We start from the raw sequence: 12,306 nt of genomic DNA, 5'->3' as shown, positions 1-12,306 counted from the left end.
GCGGGTCACCCGTGCGGGGGAAGCATGCGCCCAGAACCGGACATCTGTGGACATCTCGGCCGCGTTCGGCCACTCTGGGCCATGCTTCCGACATCAAACTGCATCAAACGACATCATCGGGGACCATGCACCAGCAGAACGATTCACCTCCGGCGCACCGCGCGCTGCTCGTCCTGACGCCCGGGCTGCTGGCCCTCGGCGCGGCGGCCGCACTCGCGCTGCGGGTCACCACGCTCGTCGGGACGACCGCGGTCTGGCGCGTCGACGACGTCGTCGCCGTCGCGGTCGTCGTGCTCGGCGCGCTGGCGGCGCTCTGGGTCGGCCTCAGTGCCGCCGTGGCCTCCCTCTGCGTCCTCGCCCGCGCCGCGGGACGCACGTGGCGGGCCGGTGAGCACGCGGTCGAGCGGTGGGGGCCGGGGATCGTCCGACGCGCCCTCACCGTCCTCGTCGCCGCGGGGGTCGGGCTCGGTGCCGCGACGGGCGCGCAGGCATCGGCGGACCCGGCACCCTCCCCGGTCGTCGCCGACCTCGGCTGGGCACCGACGACGCAGGGCGCAGAGGGGACGGGTGGCGGCACCACGGCCGACGCCGCCGCAGCGACGACGGCCACCACCACGGGCGCACCGGGCGACGGCGTGACGGGGGCACCGGCCGAGAGCGACCCTGCGGCGCCCGCCACACGCTCCGGCAGCACCGGCGCCCGGATCGCTGCACCGCCGCAGCAGGCCTCGGTCACGCCCGACGCGCCGGCACCCGCCCGGGCCGTGGGCCACGGCCCGGAGTCCTCGGCCACGGCGTCTCGGACCACGTCGTCCCAGACCACGTCGTCGCAGGTCACATCATCACAGGCCCCGTCGTCGCCCGCCGCGGCCACGACGACCGACACCGCCCGCACGGCCGCCACCGCGGAGGGCGGCACGACCAGCACGGTCACCGCCACCGAGGCACCCGCCGCACCGTCCGGCACGACGCCGGGCGGCACCGTGGTGGTGCGCGCCGGCGACACGCTCTGGTCGCTGACGGCCCGGCACCTGGGCCAGGACGCGAGCGACGCCGAGATCGCCGCGGCGTGGCCCCGGTGGTACGAGGCGAACGCCGCCGTGATCGGCCCCGACCCCGACCTCCTCCACCCCGGACAGGTGCTCGTCGTGCCTGCCACGACCGACGGGAGCACCCGATGACCCTCCTCGCCGCCGACGACGTCGTCCCCACCGGGCTCGAGCACGCCTTCGGGTCGCTCGCGCGCACCGGCGCACCGCGCCCTGCACGGGCACCGCGCACGGCCACCGCCCGCAGCAGCGCGCTGCGCTCCGTCCCCCCAGCAGGTCCGGGCACCCCCTCAGCGGGTCCGGGCACCGCACCGACCGCAGCCCTGGAGGAGTCCCCCGGACGGCGCGCACGGGTGCGGATGGTCCCCGACCTCGCGCCCGCGGCCGTACCGGTGGCGTCCCCTCCCGTCGCACCGACCACGCTGGGCCGGCGCGTGCAGGTGCTGCGCGCCGCCGACCGCACCGTCGTCGTCGACGCCGCCGACGAGGAGCGCGGCCCCGTGCCGACGGCGGACCCCGCGCTGCTGACCCGACGGGTCGGGCTCGCCTGCGTCGAGGTCGCCCTCGGCCGGCGCCCCGTCGCCCAGCTGGCCCGGTGGTTGGCCCCCGGCGTGCTCGAGCAGGTGCGGGTGAGGGCGGCCCTCGCGGCCCGGGCCGGCGCACGGCCCGCGACGCACGCACCGCGGGCCAGGCGGGTCCGGGCGTGCGCGGTGGACGAGCACACCGTCGAGGCGTGCCTGGTCGTCGACGACGGCACCCGGGTCAGGGCGGTCGCGCTCCGCCTGGAGTCCCACCGCGGCTCCTGGCAGGTCACGACCCTCGAGATCGGCTGACGCGCCGGGCGACCGGACGCACGCGCGAGGGCCGGGACCTGCACGGTCCCGGCCCTCGCGCACGCGCGACCTCGCGGGTCAGCGGCGCCGCTTCGCCGCCTTGCGGCGGTCGGCACGGTTGACCGAGCCGGCGTCGCCCGCACCCTGGCCCGCGGACGGCGCACCGGCGTCGCCGCGCGTGACGACCGCACCGTCACCGTCCACCGAGGGCGCCGAGTACTGCAGGGGGGTCCGGCGGGCGGGCCCGTCGAGCCCCTTGGCGACGAGGCGCCCCGCCGTCGGGGCATCGGCACCGGCGGGAGCCGGTGTGCCGCCGAGGGCCGCGCCCGGGCCGAGCGCCGCCTGCGCCGCCGACGACGCGTCGACCGCGACGTCCTGCCCGGGACCCGGCGTGCCGTCGGCCGGCTGGACCTGCACCTCGAGCTGGAACAGGTACGCGACCGACTCCTCCTTGATCGCCTCCGTCATGGCGTTGAACAGCTGGAAGCCCTCACGCTGGTACTCCACGAGCGGGTCACGCTGGGCCATCGCGCGCAGGCCGATGCCCTCCTTGAGGTAGTCCATCTCGTAGAGGTGCTCGCGCCACTTGCGGTCCAGCACCGACAGCACGACGCGCCGCTCCAGCTGGCGCATGTTCTCCTCGCCCAGCTGCTTCTCGCGCTCGGCGTACGCGTGCTCGGCGTCGGAGAGGACCTCCCGGGTGATCATCTCGGCGGTCAGTCGGGTCGGGCCACCCGCCTCCTCGACCACGTCGTCGACGGTGATCGTCACCGGGTACACGCCGCGCAGCGCCGTCCACAGCGCCTCGAGGTCCCAGTCCTCGGGGCGCCCCTCGGCGGTCGCGGCCGCCACGTACTCGCGCAGCACGTCGTCGCGGAAGTGACCGAGCTGGGCCTGCAGGTCCTCGCCCTCGAGGACCCGGCGGCGCTGCTCGTAGATGACCTCGCGCTGACGGGACATCACGTCGTCGTACTTGAGGACGTTCTTGCGGATCTCGAAGTTGCGGGCCTCGACCTGCGCCTGCGCGGACTGGATGCCGCGCGTGACGATCTTCGACTCCAGCGGCATGTCCTCGGGGAACCCGGCCCGCGACATCATGGACTCGGCGAGCCCGGAGTTGAACAGGCGCATCAGGTCGTCCTGCATCGACAGGTAGAACCGGGACTCCCCCGGGTCGCCCTGCCGGCCCGACCGCCCGCGCAGCTGGTTGTCGATGCGCCGGGACTCGTGGCGCTCGGTGCCCAGCACGTACAGGCCGCCGAGCTCGACGACCTCGTCGTGCTCGGTCGCGACCGCGGCCTTCGCCCGCTCGAGCGCCGCCGGCCAGGCGGCCTCGTACTCCTCCGGGCTCTCCTTGGGGTCGAGCCCGACCGCGGCCAGGTCGGCCACCGCCATGAACTCGGCGTTTCCGCCGAGCATGATGTCGGTGCCGCGGCCGGCCATGTTCGTCGCGACCGTGACGGCGCCCTTGCGGCCCGCCTGCGCGACGATCGAGGCCTCGCGCGCGTGCTGCTTGGCGTTGAGGACCTCGTGCGGCACGCCCTGCTTCTTCAGCTTGGACGACAGCAGCTCGCTCTTCTCGACGCTCGTCGTGCCGACGAGGACGGGCTGGCCGTGCGCGTGGCGCTCGACGATGTCGGCGACGACCGCGTCGAACTTGCCCTCCTCGCTCTTGTAGACGAGGTCGCGCTGGTCGATGCGCTGCATCCCGCGGTTCGTCGGGATCGGCACCACGCCGAGCTTGTAGGTGCCCTGGAACTCGGCGGCCTCGGTCTCGGCGGTCCCGGTCATCCCCGCGAGCTTGTCGTAGAGCCGGAAGTAGTTCTGCAGCGTGATCGTGGCGAGCGTCTGGTTCTCCGCCTTGATCGCCACGCCCTCCTTGGCCTCGATGGCCTGGTGCATGCCCTCGTTGTAGCGACGGCCCGGCAGGATGCGCCCGGTGTGCTCGTCGACGATGAGCACCTCGCCGTTCATGACGACGTAGTCCTTGTCGCGCTTGAACAGCTCCTTGGCCTTGATCGCGTTGTTGAGGAACCCGATCAGCGGGGTGTTCAGCGACTCGTACAGGTTGTCGATGCCGAGGTAGTCCTCGACCCGCTCGATGCCGGGCTCGAGCACGCCGACCGTGCGCTTCTTCTCGTCCACCTCGTAGTCGCGCTCCGCCTGCAGACGCCGCACGACCTTCGCGAACTCGCCGTACCAGCGGTTCGCGTCCCCCGACGCCGGGCCCGAGATGATCAGCGGCGTGCGCGCCTCGTCGATGAGGATGGAGTCGACCTCGTCGACGATCGCGAAGTGGTGGCCGCGCTGCACGAGCTCGTCGACGCTCCACGCCATGTTGTCGCGCAGGTAGTCGAAGCCGAACTCGTTGTTCGTGCCGTACGTGATGTCCGCCGCGTACTGCTCGCGCCGCTGGGCGGGCGTCATCTGCGCCATGATCGTGCCGGTCGTCAGGCCGAGGAACCGGTAGACGCGTCCCATGAGGTCGGCCTGGTAGCCGGCGAGGTAGTCGTTGACCGTGATGACGTGGACGCCCTTGCCCGTCAGGGCGTTGAGGTACGCGGGGGCCGTCGCGACGAGCGTCTTGCCCTCACCGGTCTTCATCTCGGCGATGTTGCCCAGGTGCAGCGCCGCCCCGCCCATCAGCTGGACGTCGAAGTGACGCTGGCCGAGCGTGCGGCGCGCCGCCTCGCGGACCGTCGCGAACGCCTCGGGGAGGATGTCGTCGAGCGACTCGCCGTCGGCGAGCCGGGCCTTGAAGCGGTCGGTCTCCTCGCGCAGCTCGGCGTCCGTGAGGTCGAGGAACCCGTCCTCGAGCGCGTTGACCTGCGCCGCGATCCCGGACAGCCTCTTGAGCACCCGCCCCTCGCCCAGCCGGAGCATCTTCTCGAGGATCGCCGTCACGCATCTCTCCCGACGTGTTCGCGCCCCGCACGACGTCGGGGCGGCCCGTGGTCGCCCGGTCACGCGACCGGGCCCGACCATCGTAGGCGAGCACCCCGCGGGATGGGTGACGCGGCCCGCGGCCCCGTCAGGTGCGCAGGGCCGCCGTGACGGCCGCGACCAGGCCGCCGCGGGCGTCCGGACCGGCCTCGACGCGGTCGAGCGCCAGCCAGCCCGCCAGCACGGCCAGCTCGGCGACGAGCTCGTGGGCCAGCTCGCCGTCGGCCGGCGCGCCGGCCTCGACCGCGCCCGCGGGACCCGGTGCACGGTGGGCGGCCAGCACCCGCAGCACCCCGGCCCGCCGGTCGGCCTTGAGGTCGACCAGGGCCGCGAGCCGGTCGCCGAGCAGGAGGGGAAGCACGTAGTAGCCCCACGTGCGCCGGGCCGCCGGGGTGTAGATCTCGATGCGGTACCGCAGGCCGAAGACCTGCTCGGTCCGCGTCCGTTCCCACACGAGCGGGTCGAACGGGCTCAGCAGGGTGCGGGCGTCGACCCGTCGCGGGACGGTCGCCTCGACGTGCCGGTACGCGTCGCCCCAGCCCTCGACGTGCACCGGCACCAGGACGCCCTCCTCGACGAGGTCGTCGACGGCTGCCGCGGCGGCGTCCTGACGCATCCGCCAGTAGTCCGCGAGGCACCGCAGCGTGCCCACGCCGTGCGCGCGGGCCGCGACGGCGAGCAGCGCCCGGCGCGCGTCGGCCTCGGCGGGCTCGGGTGCGGCCGCGAGCGCCGGGCCGAGCACCCGGTCGGTGCGGTCGTACCGTCGCTCGAACGCCGCGTTGCGTCCGGCCGACGTCAGCTCGCCCGTGCCGAAAAGGTGCTCCAGAGCGTGCTTCGCCACCGACCAGGTCCAGCCCCAGGCCGGGTCGGGGCGCGGGTGCTCGCCGGCGAGCAGCACCTGCGCCTCGCGCGCCGTGACCGGCCCGTGCGCGTCGACGAGCGCGCGGACCTCGGCGAGCAGCGGCGAGGACCCGGCGGGCACGCCGTCGGGCGCGAGCGGGTGGCGTTGCGCGTACCCGCGGCGCCGGAACCCGAGCAGCCGGTGCGTGGCGGGCGGGACGAACGTGGCCTCGTGGCTCCACGCCTCGACGAGGGTCCGCGGGGCGCGGGACGTCGCCCGGTCCAGGGCCTCGACGTCCCACGGCCCGGAGCGCGAGTAGACCGGCATGAGGTGGGCGCGGGCGAGGACGTTGACGGAGTCGATCTGCAGGACGCCGAGCCGGTCGACGGTCCGCCGCAGAGCTGCGGCGCCGGAGCGGGCCGACGCGCTCGGCTCCGGGCGGCGGCGGTCCAGCCCGGCGGACCGCAGAGCCAGGCGCCGGGCCTGCGCGAGGGTCAGTCGGTCGAGGGGCGGGTGACGGGGCACCCGCGCATCGTGCCGGTCACCACCGACACCGCGCCCGCACCCGCCGCGTCGGAGGCGCCCCCGGGCCCGGCGCCGCCGCGGGCTCCGTCCGGGACGGACCTCCCGCCGGCGCGACGACGGGCCCGGGCGTGGTGCCCGGGCCCGTCGTCGCGCGGTGCCCGACCGGTCAGCCGACGGGCGCCTCGGCCCGCACGACCGGCTGGTCGAGCTTGATGACGCCGTAGCTCCAGCCCCGACGGCGGTACGCGACCGCCGGCTGCGCCGTCTCGGCGTCGACGAACAGGAAGAAGTCGTGGCCGACGAGCTCCATCTCGTAGAGGGCGTCGTCGACGGTCATCGGCTGCGCGTGGTGCAGCTTCTCGCGGATGACGACGGGCGAGTCCCCGAGCGTCGTCTCGTGCACGTCGCCGTCCTGGGGCTCCGGCGCCGGCTCCGGCGCGGGCACCTGCTCGGGCGGCCGCACGTCCACCGGGGGCACCGGGGTGTGGTTGCGGTGGTCCTTGCGCCGGTCGCGGTGCCGTCGCAGCCGCTCCAGCAGCCGTCCGAGCGCGAGGTCGAGGGCCGCGTAGGCGTCGTCCGCGCAGGCCTCGGCGCGGATCACCGGGCCCTTGTCGAGGACGGTGATCTCCACCTTCTCGCTGCTGCCGGACTGCCGGGGGTTGGCCTCGTGCGAGACGAGGACGTCGACGCGCTGCGCGCGGGGGGCCAGCTGCTCGATCTTGGCGAGCTTCGTCTCCAGGTGCGCGCGGTACCGCGCGGTGACCTCGGTGTGCCGGCCTGCAACCACGATCTCCATGTGTGCCTCCTCAGGAGGTGAGGGACGGGGACGACCCCGCCCGGACGAGGGACGTCTGCTGCCCCGAACGGGGAGCAGGGGTGGCATCACCTCCTCGGGGCGCCGCGCGCCGCCAGGGGCGGTGCGTCGTCGTTCCAGTGCTCCACGCTAACCCGGTCCGGGCGCACCGCGCACGCGGCGCGGCGGGTGGACCTGCACGGATCCGTGCGCCGCCCGCGCCAGGCCGACGCCGTCGTCGCCAGGTCGTCCCGGCGGCGGCGTGGCCGGGGGCCGGGGCGGCGGCGTCGCCGCGAGCACCACCGCCCCGAGGACCGGCACGCCGTCGAGCGCACGGACGCACGCCGCGAGGGTCGCCCCGGTGGTCAGCACGTCGTCGACGAGGAGCACCGGGTCGCCGCCCGCGACGCCGCGTCGCGTGCGCACCCGGCCCGCGAGCGCCTCCTGGCGGGCCCGGGCGCCGAGCCCGGCCAGGTCCGGCCCGCCGGCCCGGCGCAGCAGCGCCTCCACCCGTGCCGGCACCCCGCCGTCCCGCAGCCCCGCAGCGGCACCGGCGGCGAGCGCGGCGACCGGCTCACGGCCGCGGCGGCGACGGGCGGACGCGGTGGACGGCGCGGGCACCACCACCACGGGTCCACCGGTGCGCGCGAGCAGGTCGGGGGCGAGCGCCGTCGTGGCGTCCGCGAGGTGGTCCGCGAGCACGCGGTCCAGGTCGGCACGGCCGCCGTCCTTCCAGGCCCCGACCGCCGCGCGCACCGGTCCCGCGTAGGCGGTCAGCGCGCCGACGGGCAGCAGCACCCGGCCGTCGGCGAGGTCGAGGCGGGCCGCCCCGCGCTCGCTGCGCACGAGCGGCCCGGCGAGCGTGCCGTCGCACGTGTCGCACCAGGGCACGTCCTCGAGCCCGCAGCCCGCGCACGCGACGGGCAGCACGAGCCGGGCCAGCCGCCGCAGGACCGCAGGCGCCGTCCTGCCCCCTGCCCGACCCGTCCGCACCCTGCCAGGCTGCCCCGGCAGAGGGCGTCCGCCGGCCAGCGGCGGGCACCCGGGGCGGGAGCGACGTGCGGGCCGGGCTGGGGACGGCTCGGCCGCACCCGGCGCCGTGCCGCGGTACCGGACGCGATGCCGGCGTCGGGAGTCCCGCCCGGACGACCTCAGCCCGGGTAGGCGGCGGCCGTCACGGGCCCGACGCCCGGCACGCGCACCCACGTCCGGCCGTCGTAGCGCAGCAGGTCGCCGTCCGCCGTGAGCACCAGCAGCGACCGCTCGCCACGGCCCGCGGCCAGCGCGACCGCGTCCGCCACGACCGGCAGCGCGGTGCTCGGGCCGCCGACCGTCACGAGGGACGGCGCCCCCACGTCGCCCTGCGTCAGGACCGCCAGCGTGACGTCGTCCACCCAGACCACGGGCCCCGACGGGTCGAGCGGGGCACCCGCGCGCACCGGGGGGCCGAGCCGCACGGGTGCGCCGGTCTCGTCGCGGACCACCCCGGCGACGTCCAGGGTGGTGCCGTCCGCGCCCGTGGACACCACGGCGACCCGGGTGCCGTCGCGGGAGACCCGCAGCCCGCGCACGGCCCGGTCCGCGAGCCAGTCCGCGTCGACCTCGACCTCCTCCGCCGTGGGGGCCAGGGCCAGCAGGGGGCGACCGGCGACGCCGGACGCGGACCACACGTACCCCTCGGGGTCGACCGAGGGCGGGACGAGCGCGGTCCGCGTCAGCAGGGGGACGACACCGTCGGCGCCGATCTGCACGAGCTCGCCGGGGGGCCTGACGGCCACGCGGGTCGCGCCGTCCTCGCTGCGGGCCAGCCCCGTGACGGGTCCGGGCTCGACGCCCTCGACGGGCGTCGCGGTGCCGCCCGCGAGCCGCAGCAGCGCACCCTCGGCCACGACCTCGGCGTCGCCGCCCTCCCACGCCTCCAGCGCGGACGCGCCCTCGAGCAGCACCCCGCCCGCGCTGACCTCGACGCCCGTCACGCCGAGCGGGCGCAGCGACGCCTCGACCTGGGCGAGCAGGAGGCCGCGGTCGGCCTCCTGGACGGCCTGGGCCGGCTGCAGCGAGAGCTCGGCGACGCCGTCCTCGACGGTCACCGCCTCGGGCCGCAGCTCCGCACCGGCAGGGATCTCGCTGGTCACGGCGTCGCGCAGCCAGGGCGACGGCCCGGCGAGCAGCGCCCGGACCACCGCGGTGGCGAGGGCGAGGTCGCGGTCGGGGAACCATCGCAGCTCGGGCACCAGGTGCCGGTGGTCGGGGGTGAGGAAGTACACGGACGTGGCCCGGAACTGCCGCTCGAGGTCGCGGGCGGTCACGACGAGGCCGTCGGGGGCCCGGGCGATGCGCCAGCTGCCGTCGCCGTCCTGCTGGAGCTCGAACACGAGGGACTCGCGCGCGCCGTCGGGGGCCTGGGCGTAGCGGCCCTCGGCGTCGACCGTGCCCAGCACGGTCGCCTCGGCCGTGATGCGCGCCTCGCCGGTCTGCTCGTAGGTGACGTCCTCCGCGACGACGGCGCCGGCCAGCGGGTCCCACTCCGAGCGGGCCTGCGGGACGAGGTACTCGCGCGTGACCGCGAAGTCGGCGGTGACCTCGGCGGCGCCGGCCAGCAGGAAGCCCTCGACGATCTCCTCGGGCGCCGCGTCGGCCTGCGGTCCCTGCGCGAGGACCACGACGCGGTCCCGCTCCCCGACCTCGCCGTCGCCCTCGACGACCGGCCCCGAGGTCGGGATCGCGGCGCACCCGGCGAGCGCGGCGGCGAGCAGGCCGACGAGCGCGCGCACGCCGGTGCGCGGGCGGGGCCGGGGGTGCGGGGACGTCCGGGCGGCGCTCACCGCTCCGCCTCGGCCCGCGGGTGACGGCCCGACCCGGCAGCCCCGCCCGGTCCGCCGCCCACCACGGTGATCTCGCCGGTCATGGGAGGCAGCTCGGGCAGCGCCGCCGGGTCGTGCACCGGGCGGGCGGGCTGGACGTGGGCCACGGGGTGCTCGTCGGGCTCCAGCGGCAGCGGCGAGCCGGTGAGCACGATGCCCGCCCGGCGCGGCAGCGTCAGCCGGAAGCTCGCCCCGCGCCCGGGCCGGCCCCACGCCTGCAGCCAGCCGCCGTGCAGGTGGGCGTCCTCCAGGGAGATCGCCAGACCGAGACCCGTGCCGCCGGTCGTGCGGGCGCGCGCCGGGTCGGCGCGCCAGAAGCGGTCGAACACGTGGGCGGCCTCCTGGGCGGTCATCCCGACGCCGTGGTCGCGGACCGTGACGGCGACGGCGTGCTGGTCGGCGCCGACGGTGACCTCGACCGCCGATCCGTCGGCGTGCTCGACGGCGTTGACGAGCAGGTTGCGCAGCACGCGCTCGACGCGCCGCGGGTCGATGTCGGCGGTCGCGGGCGTGCCGGGCAGGTCCACGTGCACCCACGAGCCGCGCCGCTGGGCCAGGGGTGCGGCGTTGTCGACCGCGCGCAGCACGACGTCGCGCACGTCGCGCCCCTCGGCGTCGAGGACGGCCGCACCGGCGTCGAACCGGCTGATCTCGAGCAGGTCGGCCAGCAGGTCCTCGAACCGGTCCAGCTGGGTCTGCAGCAGCTCGGCGGACCGCTTGACCGCGGGCTCGAAGTCCTCGCGGGAGGCGTGGATCACCTCCCCGGCCATCCGGATCGTCGTCAGCGGCGTGCGCAGCTCGTGCGAGACGTCGGAGACGAACCGGCGCTGGAGCGTGGACAGCTCCTCCATGCGGCGGATCTGGTCCTGCAGGCTCTCGGCCATCTCGTTGAACGAGCGGGCGAGCGTGGCCATCTCGTCCTCGCCGCGCACGGGCATGCGCTCGGACAGGTGGCCGTCGGCGAGGCGCTCGGCGACCTGGGCGGCACGACGGACGGGGTGCACGGTCCGCCGGGTGACCGACCACGTCGTCGCGCCCAGCAGCACCACCAGGGCCGCACCCGCCAGCGCGAGGGTCCGCAGGAGGAAGTCGAGCCGGTCCTGCTCGGCCTGGAGGCTGTAGAGGAAGAAGATCTGGTAGGTCCCGACGACCGGCACCGTGACGTCCTGGCCGACGACGACCGCCGGCGAGACCCGCCCGTCGTCCTGGACGACGCCCACGGACTGCCAGTGCTGCCCGCCGCCGGCCGTCGCCTCCTTGAGCTCGCGGCTGACGAGGTCGACCAGGGCGCGGTCGCTCGCCGTGGCGATGGCGCCGACGGTCGACGTCTGCCCCGGTGCGCGCAGCATGAACACGTCCCGCTCCCCCGAGCCGCTCGCGTACACCTGGTCGGTGACGTCCTGCAGGAGGATCTGCACCTGCCGGCCCGTGGTGGCCGTGGCCGCGTCGAGCAGCCCCTGCGCCTGCTGCGTGCTGCGTGCGCTCTCGCGCAGCACCTGGTCGCGCCGGGCGTCGAACAGCCCGTCCCGCACCCGGTCGCCCACGTACAGCCCGAGCATCGCGAGGGCGACGAGACCGATCGTCAGGGTCGAGGTGAGGACCCGCACCTGCAGCGACGAGCGCCAGTGGCGGGACGCCGAGCGGGCCCGCCGCGCGGCACGGACCCGCAGCAGACGCCACCGCAGGGCGAGCGCGCGCACGGCGTCGGTGCGGGCGCGGCTGCCGGCCGGTCGGGTCACGGCCCCGCGACGCCCGCCTTGTAGCCGACGCCGCGCACGGTCACGACGATCTCGGGGCGCTCGGGGTCGTTCTCGATCTTGGAGCGCAGCCGCTGCACGTGGACGTTCACCAGGCGCGTGTCGGCCGCGTGGCGGTACCCCCACACCTTCTCCAGCAGGACCTCGCGGGTGAACACCTGCCACGGCTTGCGCGCGAGCGCCACGAGCAGGTCGAACTCCAGGGGCGTCAGCGAGATCGGCCGGCCCGCCCGCTCGACGCGGTGGCCGGGCACGTCGATCGAGAGGTCGCCGATGGCCAGGTGCTCCGGGGACGGCTCGTCGGTGCGCCGCAGGCGGGCGCGCACGCGGGCGACGAGCTCCTTGGGCTTGAAGGGCTTGGAGATGTAGTCGTCGGCGCCCGACTCCAGGCCCAGGACGACGTCGACCGTGTCGGACTTGGCCGTGAGCATCACGATCGGGACGCCGGACTCCGCGCGGATCTGCCGGCAAACCTCGTTGCCGTCCCGGCCGGGCAGCATCAGGTCGAGCAGGACCAGGTCGGGGGCGGACGCCCGGAACGCCCCGAGGGCCTCGTCGCCGTCCTCGCAGAACACCGGGTCGAATCCCTCCGAGCGCAGCACGATGCCGATCATCTCGGCCAGTGCCGTGTCGTCGTCGACCACCAGGACGCGTCCCTTCATGGCGGCATCCTCTCACCGCCCGCCGCGGGCGCCGCCGCG

At 76.1% G+C, this 12,306-nt stretch carries 9 protein-coding genes; 2 read left to right on the top strand and 7 right to left on the bottom strand.

Annotated elements, in window-relative coordinates; all coding sequences use genetic code 11:
* Positions 1-125 precede the first annotated feature (125 nt).
* Positions 126-1,181: a LysM peptidoglycan-binding domain-containing protein gene (locus FBY24_RS19285; protein WP_142161501.1), complete on the top strand. Its 1,056-nt coding sequence runs from the start codon at positions 126-128 to the stop codon at positions 1,179-1,181.
* Positions 1,178-1,882, top strand: coding sequence for an Rv3235 family protein (locus FBY24_RS13980; protein WP_142161499.1), 705 nt, complete (start codon positions 1,178-1,180; stop codon positions 1,880-1,882). The genes FBY24_RS19285 and FBY24_RS13980 overlap by 4 nt, the downstream gene beginning before the upstream one ends.
* A 78-nt stretch (positions 1,883-1,960) precedes the next feature.
* On the opposite strand, the gene secA is transcribed toward FBY24_RS13980, so the two are convergent.
* From secA to mtrA, 7 genes are all read right to left on the bottom strand, one after another.
* Positions 1,961-4,786 (bottom strand): preprotein translocase subunit SecA, encoded by a 2,826-nt coding sequence (secA, locus tag FBY24_RS13975; RefSeq protein WP_142161497.1) that lies wholly within the window; start codon positions 4,784-4,786, stop codon positions 1,961-1,963.
* Positions 4,787-4,913: 127 nt separating this feature from the next.
* Positions 4,914-6,191: a winged helix-turn-helix domain-containing protein gene (locus tag FBY24_RS13970; protein WP_142161494.1), complete on the bottom strand. Its 1,278-nt coding sequence runs from the start codon at positions 6,189-6,191 to the stop codon at positions 4,914-4,916.
* Positions 6,192-6,357: 166 nt separating this feature from the next.
* A complete protein-coding gene (hpf, locus tag FBY24_RS13965) occupies positions 6,358-6,987 on the bottom strand; it encodes a ribosome hibernation-promoting factor, HPF/YfiA family (protein ID WP_140458579.1) in 630 nt (209 codons plus the stop codon).
* Between the two features lie 147 nt (positions 6,988-7,134).
* On the bottom strand, positions 7,135-7,977 hold the full coding sequence (locus tag FBY24_RS13960) for a ComF family protein (protein WP_186343263.1): 843 nt from the start codon (positions 7,975-7,977) through the stop codon (positions 7,135-7,137).
* 158 nt (positions 7,978-8,135) lie between these two features.
* A complete protein-coding gene (locus tag FBY24_RS13955; RefSeq protein ID WP_142161492.1) occupies positions 8,136-9,809 on the bottom strand; it encodes an LpqB family beta-propeller domain-containing protein in 1,674 nt (557 codons plus the stop codon).
* Positions 9,806-11,587 carry an MtrAB system histidine kinase MtrB gene (mtrB, locus tag FBY24_RS13950; RefSeq protein WP_255432400.1) on the bottom strand — a complete coding sequence of 594 codons (1,782 nt, stop codon included), beginning with the start codon at positions 11,585-11,587 and terminating at the stop codon, positions 9,806-9,808. The genes FBY24_RS13955 and mtrB overlap by 4 nt, the downstream gene beginning before the upstream one ends.
* Positions 11,584-12,267 carry an MtrAB system response regulator MtrA gene (gene mtrA / locus FBY24_RS13945; RefSeq protein ID WP_142161490.1) on the bottom strand — a complete coding sequence of 228 codons (684 nt, stop codon included), beginning with the start codon at positions 12,265-12,267 and terminating at the stop codon, positions 11,584-11,586. Before mtrA ends, mtrB begins: the two co-directional genes overlap by 4 nt.
* Positions 12,268-12,306: the final 39 nt, after the last annotated feature.

The sequence above is a fragment of the Cellulomonas sp. SLBN-39 genome, from assembly GCF_006715865.1.
GTDB lineage: Bacteria > Actinomycetota > Actinomycetes > Actinomycetales > Cellulomonadaceae > Cellulomonas.
This window is presented reverse-complemented; position numbering and strand designations above follow the sequence as displayed.